The 17879-nt window shown below is 67.9% G+C and carries 15 protein-coding genes and 2 riboswitches; of the genes, 4 read left to right on the top strand and 11 right to left on the bottom strand.

From position 1 onward, the window contains the following. Positions 1 to 87 precede the first annotated feature (87 nt). The 6 genes from VF592_RS00465 to proS all read right to left on the bottom strand — a co-directional run bounded on the left by VF592_RS00465 (position 88) and on the right by proS (position 8488). A complete protein-coding gene (locus VF592_RS00465; protein WP_331003626.1) occupies positions 88 to 1908 on the bottom strand; it encodes a M2 family metallopeptidase in 1821 nt (606 codons plus the stop codon). 58 nt (positions 1909 to 1966) lie between these two features. After that, positions 1967 to 2728 (bottom strand): alpha/beta fold hydrolase, encoded by a 762-nt coding sequence (locus tag VF592_RS00470; RefSeq protein ID WP_331003627.1) that lies wholly within the window; start codon positions 2726 to 2728, stop codon positions 1967 to 1969. 4 nt (positions 2729 to 2732) lie between these two features. Continuing rightward, positions 2733 to 3761: an aspartate-semialdehyde dehydrogenase gene (locus VF592_RS00475; RefSeq protein WP_331003689.1), complete on the bottom strand. Its 1029-nt coding sequence runs from the start codon at positions 3759 to 3761 to the stop codon at positions 2733 to 2735. A 52-nt stretch (positions 3762 to 3813) separates the two neighbouring features. After that, positions 3814 to 6051, bottom strand: a complete 2238-nt coding sequence (locus VF592_RS00480) for a S9 family peptidase (RefSeq protein WP_331003628.1) — start codon at positions 6049 to 6051, stop codon at positions 3814 to 3816. 87 nt (positions 6052 to 6138) lie between these two features. Then, a complete protein-coding gene (locus tag VF592_RS00485) occupies positions 6139 to 6927 on the bottom strand; it encodes a polyphosphate kinase (protein ID WP_331003629.1) in 789 nt (262 codons plus the stop codon). 28 nt (positions 6928 to 6955) lie between these two features. Next, positions 6956 to 8488: a proline--tRNA ligase gene (gene proS, locus VF592_RS00490; protein WP_331003630.1), complete on the bottom strand. Its 1533-nt coding sequence runs from the start codon at positions 8486 to 8488 to the stop codon at positions 6956 to 6958. Positions 8489 to 8567: 79 nt separating this feature from the next. Here proS and VF592_RS00495 point away from each other — a divergent pair, with 79 nt between their 5' ends. From VF592_RS00495 to VF592_RS00510, 4 genes are read left to right on the top strand one after another with little or no spacing between them, the layout of a single operon-like run. Next, the gene (locus VF592_RS00495) at positions 8568 to 9473 is read left to right on the top strand and encodes a DMT family transporter (protein WP_331003631.1); all 906 of its coding nucleotides are present in this window, start codon (positions 8568 to 8570) and stop codon (positions 9471 to 9473) included. Between the two features lie 32 nt (positions 9474 to 9505). Continuing rightward, positions 9506 to 11260: a DUF885 domain-containing protein gene (locus VF592_RS00500; protein ID WP_331003632.1), complete on the top strand. Its 1755-nt coding sequence runs from the start codon at positions 9506 to 9508 to the stop codon at positions 11258 to 11260. Next, positions 11244 to 12011, top strand: coding sequence for an FRG domain-containing protein (locus VF592_RS00505; RefSeq protein WP_331003633.1), 768 nt, complete (start codon positions 11244 to 11246; stop codon positions 12009 to 12011). Before VF592_RS00500 ends, VF592_RS00505 begins: the two co-directional genes overlap by 17 nt. Further along, entirely contained in the window at positions 12008 to 12358 is a 351-nt protein-coding gene (locus tag VF592_RS00510; protein WP_331003634.1) for a hypothetical protein, read from the top strand. Before VF592_RS00505 ends, VF592_RS00510 begins: the two co-directional genes overlap by 4 nt. Before the next feature lie 2 nt (positions 12359 to 12360). On the opposite strand, the gene gcvPB is transcribed toward VF592_RS00510, so the two are convergent. The 5 genes from gcvPB to VF592_RS00535 all read right to left on the bottom strand — a co-directional run bounded on the left by gcvPB (position 12361) and on the right by VF592_RS00535 (position 17825). Then, positions 12361 to 13935, bottom strand: a complete 1575-nt coding sequence (gcvPB, locus tag VF592_RS00515; protein WP_331003635.1) for an aminomethyl-transferring glycine dehydrogenase subunit GcvPB — start codon at positions 13933 to 13935, stop codon at positions 12361 to 12363. Next, a complete protein-coding gene (gcvPA, locus tag VF592_RS00520; protein WP_331003636.1) occupies positions 13932 to 15290 on the bottom strand; it encodes an aminomethyl-transferring glycine dehydrogenase subunit GcvPA in 1359 nt (452 codons plus the stop codon). The genes gcvPB and gcvPA overlap by 4 nt, the downstream gene beginning before the upstream one ends. 17 nt (positions 15291 to 15307) lie before the next feature. Next, positions 15308 to 15679 (bottom strand): glycine cleavage system protein GcvH, encoded by a 372-nt coding sequence (gene gcvH / locus VF592_RS00525; protein ID WP_331003637.1) that lies wholly within the window; start codon positions 15677 to 15679, stop codon positions 15308 to 15310. Next, the gene (gene gcvT, locus VF592_RS00530; protein WP_331003638.1) at positions 15676 to 16863 is read right to left on the bottom strand and encodes a glycine cleavage system aminomethyltransferase GcvT; all 1188 of its coding nucleotides are present in this window, start codon (positions 16861 to 16863) and stop codon (positions 15676 to 15678) included. Before gcvT ends, gcvH begins: the two co-directional genes overlap by 4 nt. Before the next feature lie 54 nt (positions 16864 to 16917). Then, positions 16918 to 17019, bottom strand: a riboswitch (glycine riboswitch). After that, positions 17020 to 17109, bottom strand: a riboswitch (glycine riboswitch). A gap of 74 nt (positions 17110 to 17183) precedes the next feature. Further along, entirely contained in the window at positions 17184 to 17825 is a 642-nt protein-coding gene (locus tag VF592_RS00535; RefSeq protein ID WP_331003639.1) for a hypothetical protein, read from the bottom strand. Between the last annotated feature and the right edge of the window lie 54 nt (positions 17826 to 17879).

Genomic DNA, 17879 nt, shown 5'->3' on the forward strand with positions numbered 1-17879 from the left:
GGGCATGATCCCGACCGGCGGCCCGACCGCTTCGAGCACTCCTTGCCCACCCGCCTCGCCCGGTCACCCCCGCGCGGCGGCAGGCCCTCACCACCCAGTCGGCTTGCCCTTGTTCTGCTGGTCCAGCCACGTCTTGAGCGGCGCGAAATAGGCCGCCATCGCCTTGCCCGACATCTGCCGTGTGCCCGTGAACGCCTCCAGCGCATCGGGCCAGGGCTTGGACTGACCCATCCTCAGCATCGCGTCGAGCCGCTGTCCGACCTTCTTGTCGCCGTAGAAGCTGCACCGATGAAGCGGCCCCGTCCACCCGGCCTGCCGACAAGCCGCCTCGTAGAACTGGAACTGCAGAACGCGCGCGAGGAAGTAACGCGCATAGGGCGTACCGGCCGGGATATGGTATTTCGCGCCCGGATCGAACCGCGTCTCGTCGCGCGCGACCGGCGCCGCGACACCCTGATAGCGCAGCCGGAGCGCGTCCCAGCCGGCCTGATAGTCCGTCGGCTTGATCGCGCCCGAATAGACGCCCCAGCGCCACTTATCCATCATCAGCCCGAACGGCAGGAACGCGATCTTGTCCAAGCCCTGGCGCAGCAGCAGGCCGATATCCTTGTCGGCGCTCGGCACGCGCGCGGCGTCGAGCAGGTCGATGCGCACCAGGTAATCGGGCGTGATCGACAGCGCGACGAAGTCCCCGATCGCTTCGTGGAAGCCGTCGTTCGCGCCGTTCTTGTACAGGAAAGGCTGCCGGTTATAGGCCCGTTGATAGTAGTTATGACCCAGTTCGTGATGGATCGTCACGAAGTCGTCGGCATTGACCTTGGTGCACATCTTGATGCGCAGATCCTCGACATTGTCGATGTTCCAGGCCGATGCGTGGCAGATCACCTCGCGGTCGGCGGGTTTCACGATCTGCGACCGGGTCCAGAAGCTGGCGGGCAACGGCGCGAAGCCCAGCGACGAGTAGAAGCCCTCGCCCGCGCGGACCATCTTGACCGGGTCGTACCCCTTGGCGACCAGCAACTCGCCCGTATCGAACCCCAGATCGCCCGCGCCCGCCGGCGCCACGATATCGTAGATGTTGCCCCATTCCTGCGCCCACATATTGCCGAGCAGGTCGGCGCGGATCGGGCCGGACCTGGCCTGGACGGCCTCACCATATTTGTCGCTCAATTTGGTCCGCACATAGGTGTGGAGCGACTTGTAGAGCGGTTCCAGATCGGCCCAGATCGCGTCGACGGCCCGCTCGAACTCGGCGGGCGGCATGTCGTACCCCGCCCGCCACATCGCGCCCGTGTCGGGGAAGCCCAGCTCGCGCGCGCCCTCGTTCATCAGCCCGGCCGACTTGGCGTAATCGGCCCGCAGCGGCACGCCGACATTGTCGTGCCAGCTCGTCCACATCTCTTTCAGCTTAACGGGGTCGCGCAACTCGCCCATCGCCGCCTCGATGTCGGACCCGTTGACCGGCTTGCCGTCCAGCGTGCCCTTGCCCTTACCATAGGTCGACGTCATCCGCGTGCCGATGGTCGCGAGCTCGCCCGCCGCGCCGGGGCGCGACGGCGCCGGGCTGGTGATGCCCCCGCGCAGGATCTCCAGCTTGCGCCGGGTGTCGGCCGACAGGCCCGGTGTTCTGAGATGCCGCGCGGCCTCCAGACCATAGCGCACCGACACTTCCAGGATCGCCCCGCCCGACTTGGCCGCGAGCGCATCGGTATCGTCGGTGAGGTAGGTGGCGTTCACCCACGCCACCCGCGCCGAGTCGACCGACATGTCGGCCAGCGTCTTCTCGGCCTGCGCGACGAACGCGTCGGCGGCGGCCGGGGTCATGGCGGCGGGAGCGGCCTGAGGCCGGGCGAAAGCCGGGGTGGCGATCGCGCAGGCGAGGGCGAGGAGCGACGTGGCGCGGATCATCGGGGTAGACTTTCTACAGGATTGTTCCCGGCCCGTTCTCGCGAACCCGCGCCGCCTGTCAAGCCGCCAGAAAGTCCGCCATCGCCCGTCCCAGCTCGAGCTTCACCACCGCGCTCATATGGCCGCCCGGCACCTCGACATGGCGGGCGTCGGGCAGGATGTCGGCAAGCGCCGCCGCCGATCCGTTGTCGAAATCCTCGATCCCGCAAAGGACGAGCGCGGGTTGCGCGACCCGCTCCAGCACGTCGCGCGGCGTGTCGGTGAAGGTATCGAGGATGCCGAGCAGCGCGACCGGGTCGCCGCCCGTCGTCTTCAGGAACGCCTCGGCCAGCCATTCGGGCGACCCGCGTTCGTGCTTGCCCAGATCGGTCAGGATATGACGGAAATGCCCCGCGCGCCGTCCGGTGTCGAGCAGCCCCTCCAGCCCCATGCCGGAGAATATCACGCGCCGCGGCGTCGCCCCCGTCGCCAGCATCCGCGACACCGTCCGCGCGCCCAGCGAATAGCCGCCCAGATCATAATCGGTCAGCCCGAGATACGCGACGAGCGCATGCCCGTCGCGCGTCAACGCGTCGGGCGGATAGGCGGCGGCCCCGTGCGGCTTGTCGCTTTCGCCATGCGCCCGCAGATCGGGCATGATCACCCGGAAACCCCGACCCGCGATCGCGGCGGCGTGGCCGTAGCGGATCCAGTTCGTCCGGGCGTCGGAGAAATAACCGTGGAGCAACACGACCGGCCGGCCCTCGCCCAGCTCCCGCCAGGCGATCCGCACCCCGTCATAACTGTCGAAGAAGCGGGTCTCGCCAGGCTCGGCGGTCATGGCCTCACGCCGCCTTCTGCAGATGGCGTCGCCCGAGCAATTCGGCGATCTGCACCGCGTTGAGCGCGGCGCCCTTGCGCAGATTGTCGCTCACGCACCACAGCGACAGTCCGTTCTCGACCGTCGGGTCCTCGCGCACGCGGCTGATATAGGTCGCGAACTCGCCCACGCACTCGACGGGCGTGATGTAGCCGCCGTCCTCGCGCTTGTCGTAGAGCATGACGCCGGGCGCCTCGCGCAGGATGCGCTGCGCGTCCGCGGCGGAGATCTCGTCCTCGAACTCGATGTTGATCGCCTCCGAATGGCCGACGAACACCGGCACGCGGACACAGGTCGCGCTGACCTTGATCTTCGGGCCCATGATCTTCTTGGTCTCGACCACCATCTTCCATTCCTCCTTGGTCGACCCGTCGTCGAGGAAGCTGTCGATATGCGGGATGACGTTGAAGGCGATCTGCTTGGTGAACTTGGTCGGGGTGGCGGGGTCGCCGACGAAGATGTTGCGGCTCTGCTCGAACAGCTCGTCCATGCCCGACTTGCCGGCGCCCGACACCGACTGATAGGTCGCGACCACCACCCGCTTGATCCGCGCGAAATCATGGAGGGGCTTGAGCGCGACGACCATCTGCGCGGTCGAGCAATTGGGGTTGGCGATGATGTTGCGCACCCGGTAACCCTCGATCGCGTCGGGGTTCACCTCGGGCACGATCAGCGGCACGTCGGGGTCCATGCGATAGAGCGACGAATTGTCGATCACCGTGCAACCGGCCTCGGCGAAGCGCGGCGCGTACAGCTTGGTCGCCTCCGATCCGATCGCGAACAGCGCCATGTCCCAGCCGGCGGGATCGAAATGCTCGATATTCCTGACGGTCAGCATCCGGCCCGTGTCGCCATATTCCATCTGCTCGCCCTGCGAGCGCGAGGAGGCGAGCACCGCGATCTCGTCGGCCGGGAATTCACGTTCGGCGAGGATGTTGACCATCTCGCGCCCGACACTCCCGGTCGCGCCCGCGACCACGATCCTGTAACCCATCATGCTTCTCCGTTCGGCGCGGGACCTAGGCGGCGGCCCCGCCGCGCGCAACCTACCCGGCGGGCCTGTCCTTCACCTCGCGGTTGAGGAAGCGCAGGATCGTGCCCCATAGATGCTCGCCCACGCCCGGCCCACCGACGCGGTGCGTCTGACCGGGATAGAGCATCATCTCGAACGGCACCGCCCCCGCCTGCATCCGCGCGGCGAAGGCGGTCGTGTTGTCCAGGAACACATTGTCGTCGGCCATCCCGTGGATCACGAGCAGCGGATCGCGGATCTTGGCGACATCGGCCAGCGCGTTCGATTTCGCATAGGCCGCGGCGTCGGTCCGCGGGTCGCCCATGTAACGCTCGGTATAATGGGTGTCGTACAGCCTCCAATCGGTGACCGGCGCCCCCGCCACCGCCGCCGCATAGACGCCCGGATCGGCCTGGAGCATCTTGAGCGACATATAGCCGCCATAGGACCAGCCATAGGTGGCGATCTTGGACGCCTCCACAAAGGGCAGCGTTTTCAGATACCGCGCCCCGGCAAGCTGATCGGCGACCTCGACGCTGCCCATCGCGCGGTAGAGCTGGTCCTCGAACGCCTTGCCGCGGTTGTACGAGCCGCGATTGTCGATCTGGAACCAGATCCATCCCCGATCCACCAGATATTGCGGCAACGCGCCGCGCCAGCCGCGCGTGACCTGCTGTCCGGTGCCGGGCCCGCCATAATGCTGGAAGAAGACGGGGTATTTCCTGCCCGGCTCCATCGGCGGCGCGATCATCTCCCAGTGGAGCGTCGACCCGTCCGCCGCCTTTATCGTCCCGAACTTCGAGACGCTGTGGCTGGCGAGATAGGGATGATAGGGATGGCCGGCGACGACGGCGTTCTCGTTGATCCAGGACAGCCGCTTGCCGCTCGAATCCGCGAGGTAGACCTGGGTCGGCTGGGTCGGGCTCGACCGCGAAACGATCAGCCGCTCGGCCTTGCCGTCCGCCACGACCGAATGGGTATGGCCCCGCTCGGTCAGCCGCGCCGGCTCGCCCGGCCGGGCCAGGTCGATCGCGTAGAGATGCTGTTCGAGCACATCGTCCCTGTTGCCCGTGAAGAACAGCCGCCCGCGCGCCTCGTCCACCGCGACCAGCCCGGTGACGACCCATTCGCCCCGGGTGAGCTGGGACCACTTGCCGTCCGCCCAGCGATACAGATGCCCGTACCCATCGCGTTCCGACCGCCAGATCAGGCTTCCGTCTTTCATCGGCCGATAGGCGTCGGACAGATTGACCCAGCTGCGCGCGCCGGACTTCTCGCTGAACAGCAAAGTCGACCCGCCCGTGGCGGGGTCGACGCGCAGCATGTCGAGCCGCTTCTGGTCGCGCGTCTGGCGCTGGACCAGCAGCGCCGATCCGTCGGGCAGCCAGTCCACCCGCGCCAGATAGATGTCGGGATCGGGACCCAGATCGACCTTGACCCGACCGCCCCCGTCCGGCCGCATCACGTGAAGCTCGACCAGCGCGTTGGGCGTTCCCGCCGCCGGATAACGCTGTTCGTAGGTGCTCGTCCCGCTCGCCCCGATCGACGCGCGCACTGCGACCTTGACCGGCGCCTCGTCGAACCGCTCGACCGCGATGAAGCGTTCGTCGGGGGACCACCAATAGCCCGTGCGCCGGTCCATCTCTTCCTGCGCGACGAATTCGGCCTCGCCGAAATGCACGGTTCCCGCGCCCTCCGTCGTCAGCGCCTTGGCGGCGCCCCCCGCCAGCGGCTGAACGTGGAGATTCTGGTTGCGCACGAAGCTGACATAGCGCCCAAGCGGGCTCACCACGGGGTTGAGTTCGCCGCCGGGCGTGTCGGTCAGCCGACGGACCTGCCCGTCCAGCCCCGCCAGATACAGATCACCGTCGAGCGGCACCAGGATCGACCGCCCGTCGGGTGCCCAGTCATAGGCGACGATGCCGGTCTTGCCCGTCAGCGACCGGTCGCGCTCGCGCTGCATCTTCTCCGCCTCGCTCAGCGCGGCGCCCGTGCCGACCTTCTTGGAGTCGACGAGCATCCGCGACCGGCCGGTGCGGGTGTCGAGCGCCCAGAGGTCGAACCGCTCCTTCTCGTCCGCGCGGTTACGCACCGATGTCAGCAAGGTTCCGTCAGGAGACAGCCGCAGTGATTGCGGCTGGGTGCCCGACAGATCGGGATTGGCGAACACGCGCTTGAGCGTCAGGTCGCCGGGCCTGGCGGGCACCTCGTCAGCGGCCATCGCCGCGCCCCCCACGGTTGCGAGCGCCATCCCGATCAACCATCCGCGCATCCATATCACCTTCCGCATCCATCGCGGCGACGGACCTAGCGTAGGAGGCGGCCGACGCACTAGCCCTCTCGCACGAGAGCCCGCCGACTATCCCTCCGGCCCGGATGCCCCGTCCAATGCCGCCCGCGCCATGCGCTCCACCTCCGGGTCGAGCGGGGGCGGGGTCATATCGACCCGCGGCTCCAGCCGGTCCGCGATCGCCGTCAGCGCCGCGATCCGCGCGGCTTTCTTGTTGTTGCCGTCGATCACCGTCCAGGGCGCCGCTTCGGTATCGGTCCGCGCGAACATGTCGCCCAGCGCCTCCAGATAATCGGCCCGCTTGGCGCGGTTGCGATAATCGTCGGCGCCGGTCTTCCACCTTTTCCAGGGATGCTCCAGCCGCGCACGCAATCGTTCGTCCTGCACCTTGGCCGTGACATGGACGAACAGTTTGACCAGCGTCACGCCGTTCGCCGCCAGCCCGGCCTCGAACGCGTTGATCTCGTCATATCCGCGGCGCCAGTCCGGTTCGGCCGCATAGCCCTCGACCCGCTCGACGAGCACGCGACCATACCAGCTCCGGTCGAACACGGCGATGTCGCCCGCGCGCGGCAGCTTGGTCCAGAACCGCCAAAGGAACGGCCGCGCGCGCTCCTCCTCGGTTGGGGCGGCGATCGGATGGACCTCGAAATGGCGTGGATCCCATTCGGCCGTCAGCCGCTGGATGACGCCCCCTTTGCCCGCCGCGTCCCAGCCTTCGAGCATGACGATCGCCGGGCGGCGGTGGACGATATGGGCGACCTGGATCCGCGCCAGCCGATCCTGCACCGCCGCCAGATCGTCGGCATAGTCGCCCTTGTGCTTTTTGCCGCGTTCGAACTTGCCCAGATCGATCATGTCGCGTCGCCCTTCCCTCGCCCATGCCTCAATAGGAACGCCCGACCAGCACACGCTCGACGGCCGGCTCGCCCGTGAACACACAGGGGCCGTCGTCGCAGCCGGTCTGTCCCAAGGGCGCGTTGCGGATAGTGAGCTTCAGCGTCTTCAGCCGCTCCACCACCGCGTCCAGCGCCACGCCCGTCGGCCTGGACCATCGCACATCAACCCAACCCGGATTGCGCCGACCCTCGGCGAAATGCGCCGCCACCCCGGCCCAGTCCTCGACCGGCACGATGTTGGCCCGCAACCGCTCGGTCGCCTGGGCGTGAAGCGTCGCCTGGATATTCTCCAGAAGTGCCGCGACGCCCTCGACCAGCTCGCCCCGCGCGATCACCGCGCCGTCGAGCTTGCCGTCCGCCCGGTACAGCCGGTCGCGGCGCACCACCGACACGTTGCCGCCCGCCACGTCGCGGCCCCCGACCTCGACGATGACGGGGGCCCCCTTCTTGACCCAGCCCCAGCGCTTGGCGGCCGCCTTGGCGGGCTTCACGTCGAGCAGCGCGCGCACCGGCTCGCCCAGCGCGCTCTGCCCCGCCAGCGCCTCCCGCAGGTCGCGGCAATAGGTCAGGATCGCCTCGTCCTCCGGCCCGTCGCGCAGCATCGGCACGATCACCACCTGCCACGGCGCGATGCGCGGCGGGCAGCGCAGCCCGTCATCGTCGCCGTGGACCATGATCACGCCGCCGATCATCCGGGTCGACACGCCCCAGCTCGTCGTATTGGCCAGCTCGAACTGGCCCTCCGCGTTCTGGAAGCGGATATTCTGCGCTTGGGCGAAATTGGTGCCGAGGAAATGGCTGGTGCCCGCCTGGAGCGCCTTGCCGTCCGCCATCATCGCCTCGATCGAATAGGTCGAGACGGCGCCCGGAAACCGCTCGTTCTCGGGCTTCTCGCCGGCGACGACGTGCAGCGCCAGGCATTCCTCCGCGAAGGCGCGGTACACCTCCAGCATCCGCAAGGTGTGCTCGCGCGCCTCCTCGGCCGAGGCATGGGCGGTATGCCCCTCCTGCCACAGGAACTCGGATGTCCGCAGGAACATGCGCGTGCGCATCTCCCAGCGCACGACATTGGCCCATTGGTTGATCTTCACCGGCAGGTCGCGCCACGACTGCACCCAGCGCGCGAAGGCGGCGCCGATCACCGTCTCCGAGGTGGGCCGCACGACCAGCGGCTCCTCCAGCTTCGCCTCGGGATCGGGGACGAGCCCGCCCTTGCCGTCGGAAATCAGCCGGTGATGGGTGACCACCGCCATCTCCTTGGCGAACCCCTCCACATGCTCCGCTTCCTTTTCGAAATAGGAGAGCGGGATGAAGAGCGGGAAATAGCAATTGTCGTGCCCCGTCGCCTTGATGCGGTCGTCGAGCAGGCGCTGGATGCGCTCCCAGATGCCGTAACCCCAGGGCCGGATCACCATGCACCCGCGCACCCCCGATTCCTCCGCCAGATCGGCCTCGGCGATGACGGCCTGATACCAGGCGGCGAAGTCCTGGTCGCGGGTGACGGTGAGCGCGTGTTTCATGGCGGGAGCGGATAGCGGGGGTCGGCCTGTCCGTCACCCCCGGCTAGGCGGGCCGAGCGCGCGGGCCTATGCGAGTCCGATGCCCGGAACCCAGGACCGCATCGCCGCCGCCATCGGCCTCCGGCTCATATCGGTCGCGTTGTTCGGTTTCATGAATGCCGGCATCAAGCTGGCCGAGGCCGGCGGGGCGGCGCTGGTCGAGATCCTGTTCTTTCGCCAGTTCGGCGCGGCCCTGCTGATCACGAGCGTCATCGCCGCAGGGCCCGGCCTCCGCACCGTGCGCACGCCGAGGCTGCGCGCCCACCTGCTGCGCGCGGTGGTCGGGCTGAGCGCGATGGTCTGCTTCTTCTCGGCGATCATGGCGCTGCCGCTGGCGGAATCGACCGCGATCGGCTTCACCATCCCGATCTTCGCGACCATCCTGGGCGCGCTGGTGCTCCGGGAGCCGACGGGGCCGTGGCGCTGGGGCGCGGTGATCGGCGGTTTCGTCGGCGTGTTGATCGTCACCCGGCCGGGCATGGGCGACCTGCCGCTATGGGGCGCCGGCATCGGGCTGCTCGGCGCGTTCCTGACCGCCAACATCTCGATCCTGCTGCGCCGGATGGGGCGCACGGAGTCGACGAGCACCACCGTCTTCTGGTTCTCCGTCCTGTCGCTGCTCCCGCTTGGCTTCTTCTACGCCTTCGCGGCCCGGTCGCACCCGCCGTTGGTCTGGGCGTGCTTGCTGGGCGTCGGCTTTCTGGGCGGCGCGGCGCAGTTCGCGATGACGGGGTCGCTTCGGCTGGGACCGGTGTCGGTCGTCTTGCCGATGGATTATTCCAGCCTGTTATGGGCGACGATGCTCGGCTGGCTGCTGTTCGACGCACTGCCCGCCCCCGCGACCTGGATCGGCGCCCCAATCATCATCGCCAGCGGCCTGGTCATCGTCTGGCGCGAGCGGGTCCGGCATCGCCGAGAGACCGCGACGGCCACCGCCCTCCCTTGAGCCGCGCCCGGGGATACGCCACGCTGCGGCCGATGCGCCATCTCCTTCCGCTCGCCCTCCTTCCACTCACCCTTCTCCCGGCCGCCACCCCCCCGCCGTCGGAGGATGCCGGATTCGCCGCGATCTGGCAGGCGGAATGGCGGTGGCGTGTCGCCGAACGCATCGCCGACGATTATCCGACCGCGGTCAACGCGCATCTGCCCGATCCGTCGGCCGCGGCCCATGCGCGGCGCGCAATCCATTGGGCGCGGGTATCGCGCCGGCTCGACGGCGTCGCGGAGTCCAGGCTTTCGCCCGGCGCACGCATCGATTTCCAGGTATACCGCAACCAGATCGCGACTTTCCTCGACGAGGAGCGATTCCGCGAATGGGAAAAGCCGGTCAACGGCGACAGCGCCTTCTGGTCCGACCTTCAGGGCGTCGCGCGGGGCGGCTTCGCGCGCGGCGAGGTCGATTATCGCGCTTATCTGACGCAGCTTGCCGACCAGCCCCGCTATATCGACGCGCAGATCGCCAATTTGCGGGCCGGGCTCGCGCGCGGCTTCACCCCGCCCGCGATCGTCATGGCGGGCCGCGACCGCCCCGTCGCCGCGATCGCCGACGCCGCCGACCCGAGCGCGACGGTCTATTACGAACCGTTCGCGAAGCTCCCGGCGACGATCGATGCGTCGCTGCGTCGCGATCTCCAGTCGAAAGCCCGGCGCGTGATCGCCGAGGCGGTGATCCCCGCCCACAAACGCCTGCTGACCTTCCTGCGCGAACGCTATTTTCCGGGCCTTACCGGGGCCATCGCGGCCCATGCCTATCCCGACGGCCCGGCCTATTACCGGTCCCGCATCCGCGCCTTCACGACCTTGGACCTGTCGCCCGACCAGGTACACGCCGTCGGGCTTGCCGAAGTCGCGAAGATCAGGGCGGAGATGGAAGTCGTCCGACGCGAGGTCGGGTTCGCCGGGAACCTGTCGGCGTTCCTCGGCCATCTGCGCACCGATCCGCGCTTTTACGCCAAAACACCCGACGAATTGCTCAAGGAAGCGGCGTGGCTCGCCAAACGGTTCGACGGCATGGCCGATCGCTGGTTCGGCCGCCTTCCCCGCGGACGCTTCGCGATCCGGCCGGTGCCGGACGACATCGCGCCCTTCTACACCGCCGGCCGGGGCGGGGCGGGCGTGTATCTGGTCAACACCTACGACCTGCCCGCGCGACCGCTGTTCCAGCTGCCCGCGCTCACGCTCCACGAAAGCGCACCGGGGCACTCGTTCCAGATCTCGCTCGCGGCGGAGAACAAGGAGCTTCCGCCCTTTCGCCGGAACAGCTACATCTCCGCCTTCGGCGAGGGTTGGGCGCTCTATACCGAGCGGCTCGGCGACGAGATGGGCTTCTACCGCGACCCGTATGAGCGGTTCGGGATGCTCAGCTACCAGATGTGGCGCGCGGCGCGGCTGGTGATCGACACCGGCCTTCATGCCAAGGGATGGTCCCGTGCCCAGGCGCTCGCTTATTTCCGCGACAACACCGCCCTGTCGGAGCGCGAGATCACGACGGAGGTCGACCGCTATATCGGCTGGCCGGGGCAGGCGCTGAGCTATTATCTCGGCCAGCTCGCCATCCAGCGCGCGCGCGCCAAGGCGGAACGGGCGCTAGACCCCAAGTTCGACATCCGGGCCTTTCACGACACGGTGCTGGCGCTCGGCTCCGTCCCGCTCCCCGTGCTGGAGGCCCAGATCGACCGCTTCATCGCGGAGGGTGGCAGAAAGCCTTACGGAGAAGATGATCGTGGCACCTGATCCCGACCTTATCGCGGCTCGTTTGCGGCGCTGGCGAGCCTTTCTCGAATGGGTCGATCAGCATAGCGACTCCGCATGGGTTTTTCGCGGCATGGGCGATGTCGATTTTCGCCTGCTCCCCTCCATCGGACGCGTTCCCAACTATTCGCTTGCGCGAGAACGATCCGTGCTGGCGGGTTTTCGCCGCGCCGTCCCGCTTCACCAATCGGACAATGGCTTCAGAGATTGGGAGTACCTCGCCCTCGCGCAGCATCACGGCGTGCCCACACGCCTTCTCGACTGGTCGACCAACCCGCTGGTGGCCGCGTACTTCGCGGTTTCCAGCACCGCGGGCCCACGCGACGTTAAGATGGATGGCGCCACTGTTTCCGCGATACCGGAGCGATCGGCCGTCGCCTGCCGCATCGTCGCCATCCGTGTACGACGTGCACAGATGCTGGATATAGAAAGCGGGCGTGATCCCTTTTCGGAGACTCAGGTACGGTTCCTTCAACCACGGGCGATTTCAAGCAGGATTGGGTCGCAAAGCGGGCTCTTCAGCCTGCATCCTCAGCCCAATGAAAGCTGGAACGCGCCGCTCGGTAAAAGCGAGCACGTCTTCGACATCATAGGCGAGTTCCGAGACTTCTTCGTTCGCCGATTATTCTACCTTGGCGTAGACCCGCTCTATATCATGGGGGGGCTGGACGGGCTCGGAGCCCGCGCCGCATGGCAGGCAGCCAAGGGCGTACGTGTAGGAGTGATCTCATGACGGCAGTGCTACTGACAGCGGAGCGTGACGTGGTGAGTGAGGTCGTGGACGCGATCAACTCGCTAAATCAGGATGAGCTGGATGAACTAGGAGCGTGGCAGCCGCTTTCGGATCTATCGTCGCGAACGCAGTTCGAAGCGATCGATGGCGATCCCGACAGCGTAATCGTCGACGCGCCGGGTAGATTTCAAGCGATCGCGACGGTGTATGTGATGCTCGTCTATGGCTCGTCGCGCGATGAGGAAGCGATGAGCGACGAGTATGTCGCGACCGTGCAAGGCCGGGTTTTAGATAACGACGTCGTCATCGATACGGTCAAGGTGGATACGACGCCGTTCTACGAATGATATCATTCCGCCGCTTGCGCCAGCGCCGGCTCCTTCCAGGTCAGCACCGGCCGCCGGGCGGCCTGCGTTTCGTCGAGCCGAGCGCGGGGCGCGAAATGGGGCGCGGATTTGAGGCTCGCATCACCCGCCTTGGCGCGTTCCGCGACCGATCGCAGCGCGCCGATGAACTGGTCGAGCGCGGCCTTCGACTCGGTCTCGGTCGGCTCGACGAGCATCGCGCCGTGGACGACGAGGGGGAAATACACCGTCATCGGGTGGAAACCCTCGTCGATCAGCCCCTTCGCGACGTCGAGCGTCGAGAAGCCGTCGGCCAGATTGTCGTCGGAGAACAGCGCCTCGTGCATGCACGGCCCCGAGGCCGCGAAGGGCGCGTCGAGCACGTCCTCGAGCGAGCGGAGCACGTAATTGGCGTTGAGGACCGCATCCTCGGCCACCTGGCGCAGTCCGTCGGCGCCGTGGCTCAGGATATAGGTGAGCGCGCGGGTGAACATCCCCATTTGCCCGTGGAACGCCGTCATCCGGCCGAAGCTGTCGGGATGACGATCGTCGACCGTGCCTTCCTCCACCAGGGTGATATGGCCGTCCGCATGGCGTTCGGTGAAGGGCAGCGGCCCGAACGGGCTCAGCGCCTCGGACAGCACCACCGGCCCCGATCCCGGCCCGCCGCCACCGTGCGGGGTCGAGAAGGTCTTGTGGAGGTTGATGTGCATCGCGTCGATGCCGAGATCCCCCGGCCGGACCCGCCCGACGATCGCGTTGAAATTGGCGCCGTCGCAATAGATATAGCCGCCCGCCGCATGGACCGCGTCGGAGATGCGTTTCAGGTCGCGCTCGAACAGCCCGCAGGTATTGGGGTTGGTGATCATCACCGCGGCGACATCGGGCCCCAACCGCGCCTCCAGCGCGGCGGTGTCGACGCGGCCGTCTGCCGCCGCCGGAATATCCTCGACGGTGAAACCGGCAAAGGCCGCGGTGGCCGGGTTGGTGCCGTGCGCCGATTCGGGAACCAGCACGACCTTGCGATGGCCCTCGCCGCGCCTTTCGAGCGCCGCCTTGATGCACAGCATCCCGCACAACTCCCCATGCGCGCCCGCCTTGGGGCTCATCGCGACGCCGTGCATGCCCGTGAGCTCGATGAGCCACACCGCCAGCTCGTTGATGACCCCCAACGCGCCCTGGACCGTGTCGACCGGCTGGAGAGGATGGACGTCCGCGAAGCCCGGCAGCCGCGCGATCTTCTCGTTGAGGCGCGGATTATGCTTCATCGTGCACGAACCGAGCGGGAACAGCCCCAGGTCGATCGCGTAGTTCTGGCGCGACAGACGGGTATAATGACGCACCGTCTCCGGCTCCGACAGGCCGGGCAGGCCGATCGGGTCCTGCCGAAACAGCTCGCCCAGCTTGTGCGGCCCGGCCTTGGGCGCGGCCAGATCGACCCCGGTGGTCCGGTCCGACCCGATCTCGAAGATCAGCGCTTCCTCCAGCATCAGCGCCTTGTTGCCCGTGAAGGTAGGGGCGGCATCGCCGCCGCCGACGGGCGTGCTCGGACGCCAGCCGCTTTGATTGATCGCGTTCATGCCAGCACCTCTTCCAGCGCGGTCGCCAGCGCTTCCACATGATCCTCGGTCGTGGTCTCGGTCACGGCCACGACCAGCCCGTTCGCGAGCGCCGCGACGCCCGGATAGAGCCGCCCCAGCGACACGCCCGCCAGGATGCCGCGATCGGCGAGCGTGCGCACCACCGGCCGCGCCTCGACCGGCAGCTTCAGCGTGAATTCGTTGAAGAAGGCGTAATTGACCAGCTCGACGCCCGGCACCCGCGCCAGCCGCTCTGCCGCGTCGACCGCGCCCAGGTGGTTCGCCATCGCCAGCGCGCGCAGCCCCTTTTCGCCCAGCAGGGTCATGTGGATCGAGAAGGCGAGCGCGCAGAGCCCGGAATTGGTGCAGATGTTCGAGGTCGCCTTTTCGCGCCGGATATGCTGCTCGCGCGTCGACAGGGTCAGCACGAAGCCGCGCCGTCCGTCGGCGTCCACGGTCTCGCCGCACAGCCGCCCCGGCATCTGGCGGACATATTTCTCCTTGCACCCGAACAGCCCCACATAGGGTCCGCCGAACTGGAGCCCGACACCCAGCGACTGGCCTTCGCCGACGACGATGTCCGCATCCATCTCGCCCGGCGACTTGAGCGCGCCGAGCGCGACGGGCTCGGTGACGACGACGATCAGCAGCGCCTTTTTGGCGTGGGCGGCGGCGGCCAGCGCGGACAGGTCGGCGACGCGGCCGAGGATGTCGGGATATTGGACGACGACGCAGGACGTGTCGTCGTCGATCCGCGCCGCCAGATCTTCCACATCGGTCTGCGCGACCAGCGCCGGGTCGGCCAGGTCGAGCAGGTCGCCGGTATATTTGGCCATCGTCCTGGCGACGGACACGTAATGCGGGTGCAGCCCGCCCGACAGCAGCGCCTTGCCGCGCTTGGTGATCCGCCGCGCCATGCCGATCGCCTCCCAGCAGGCGGTCGAGCCGTCATACATGGACGCGTTGGCGACATCGGTCCCCAGCAGGCGCGCAACCTGCGTCTGGAACTCGAACAGCATCTGCAGCGTGCCCTGCGCGATTTCGGGCTGATAGGGCGTGTAGGCGGTGAGGAACTCGCCGCGCTGGATCAGGTGATCGACCGAGGCGGGCACATGGTGGCGATACGCGCCGCAGCCCAGGAAGAAGGGCACCTCCCCCGCGACCACGTTCCTGCGGGCGAGCGCGGTCATGTGCCGCTCGACCGCCATCTCGCCCGCGTGATGCGGCAGGCCGTGGACCGGGCCGTCGAGCCGGGCGGCCTCGGGCACGTCGACGAACAGGTCGTCGATCGACGAGGCGCCGATCACCGACAGCATCGCGTCCCGGTCGGGCTGGGTCAGGGGAAGATAGCGCATCGAGTCGTTCCTAATCGTCAGAGCTTGGCGACGAACGCCTCGTAGCTGCGCTCGTCCATCAGCTCGTCGAGCTCGCTCGGGTCGGACAGGGTGATGCGGAAGAACCAGCCCTCGCCCTCGGCATCCGAGTTGACCAGCGAGGAGTCGTCGGCGAGCGCGCCGTTGCCCTCGATCACCGTGCCGCTCGCGGGCGCGTACACGTCGGAAGCCGCCTTGACCGATTCGACGACGGCGGCCTCGTCGCCCTTGGTCAGCTCCTTGCCCTCCTCGGGCACGTCGACGAAGACGATGTCGCCGAGCTGGCTTTGCGCATATTCGCTGATCCCGACGGTGCCGATCTCGCCATCGACGTCGATCCATTCATGGTCTTCGGTGAAGTAACGGCTCATTTGGGACCTCCTGCGCGGACATAACGGTGGGGAATGAAGGGCATGGGCGTGACGGTCGCCCGGTGCAGCTTGCCGCGCTGCGCCAGAGTGACGACCGTGCCGGGCACGGCCATGGCGGACGGCACATACGCCATCGCGATCGGACGGCCGAGCGAGGGTGCAAAGCAGCCGCTGGTAACCCGCCCCACCTCACTCGCCTCGTCATCGACGACGGCGGCGCCTTCGCGCACCGGCTGGCGGCCCTCGACAAGCAGGCCGACGCGCTTGACGATCGCGCCCTGCTCACGCTCAAGAAGGATGCGGCTCGCGCCCGCGAAATCGGCGGCCTCGCGGCGGCGCTTCGACAATGCGAAGCCGAGATCGGCCATGACCGGCGAGGTTTCGGGATCGAGATCGTGACCATAGAGCGGGAGCCCCGCCTCCAGCCGCAGCAAATCGCGGGCGCCTAGACCGACCGGCTTGACCTCAGGCTGCGCCATCAGCGCGTCCGCCAACAGCTCGACCTGATCGCTAGGCACCGAGATCTCGAAGCCGTCTTCGCCGGTGTAGCCCGAGCGGCTGATCCAAAGCGGCGTACCTTGCCAGTCGAAGGCGGCGGCGGTCATGAATACCAGTTGCGCCACACCCGGCACGAGCCGCGCGAGCGCGTCCACCGCGCGAGGCCCCTGGAGCGCGAGCAACGCCTGGTCGTCCATCAAGTTGATCGTCACCTCGTCGGGCAGGTGATCGAGAAAATGGGCAATGTCGTCATATTTGGTCGCGCCGTTGACGACGACATAGATGCCGTCGTCGCGCCGGGTCACCATCAGATCGTCGAGGATGCCCCCGCTGTCCGAGAGCAGCAGCGAATAGCGCATCCGGTTCGGGCCCAGGCCGGTCACGTCGCCGGGCAGCACCGCCTCCAGCGCGCGGTCGGCGCCGTCGCCGGTGAAGAGCAGCTGGCCCATATGGCTGACATCGAACAGCCCAGCATTCGCGCGCGTCCACAGATGTTCCGCCAGGATGCCGTCATAGTGGATCGGCATCTCGTACCCGGCGAACGCGACCATGCGCGCGCCCTGGCGTCGGTGCCACGCGTCGAGCGGCAGCAGCTGGGGCGCGAGTTCGTCAGGCTGTTCGTCGCCGCTGAACTCGGTTCCGCGCGCGCCATGTTCCGTGGGGCCGCCATGCACTGCTTCGCTCATCGGCTCGCTCCGCTCTAAGGACAGATCATGAGCGGAAAGTCCCGCCCGCGATCCGGTTCCCCCTCTGTCACGGAACCTGAGAGCTTTCACCCGGACGAGCCGAGCTTACACCTTCGGTGGCGACCGCCGGGGCGGGCGCGCTTTCCAGAGTGTCGATCGGCCCGCGCGGTCCCTGGTGCCTGAGAGATTCCGGGGTGGTTGCTCCTTCGGCGGCTGCTGGAAGCAGCACTCTCCCGCGTGCGCCCATGCCGGTCGCCCGGCATTGACGCGCCGGCTCTGGCGGGGCTCGGCGAGCGTGTCAACGCCCGAGCCGTGGCGGATCAACGCGTGGCGTTGTAGCGCAGCTGCTCGTCGGTGAGCTGAAAGCCGACCAGCGCCTCGAAGCTGGCGGACAGCACGGCCTGGCGAACCTCGGGCTGGGTCAGCGGATCGACCGCCGCGTCGGCATCCCCCGCCTTGCGACGACGCGTGAGCTGGGTCCGTATCTCGGCGGGGAGTGTCGCGGCGGAGCGACTGACATAGGAGGTCGCCTGCGCCCGCGCGGTCGCGCGGGTCTGCCCAGCCGCGAAGTCGATCGCGACCCGGCCGATGCGCTTGGCGGTCACCGCGCTGCCACCGCGCACGATCGCGATGTAATAAGGGAGCACGACCTGACGCGCACCCTCGCCCCGCGCCCGCCGCGCGAGCACGTCGAAGGTCACGGTCGTGGTGATTTGCTCGCCCGCCTCGTTGCAGGCCGAACGCACATTGGTCAGCACGGCCGACACGTCGACGGCCGCCTGATCACGGCTGGCGGGCGGATCGAACAGGGTCACGTCGCCCGTCCCTGCGGCGACGCCGACGGTCGGGCAGGCGGAGCGGACCGCGCTGATGCCGCCGGTCGCGTCGATCTCGCCGGTCCGCGAACATCCGGCCAGGGTCAGCGCCGAGACGAGAAAAGCGGCGGCAATCGGTGATTTCACGAGACGGGAACCCTTTTCGGAACAGGCCGCAGGCGGCAGCAAGCACCATAGGAA

Origin of the sequence: Sphingomonas sp., assembly GCF_036388435.1 — a bacterium.
Lineage (GTDB): Bacteria > Pseudomonadota > Alphaproteobacteria > Sphingomonadales > Sphingomonadaceae > Sphingomonas.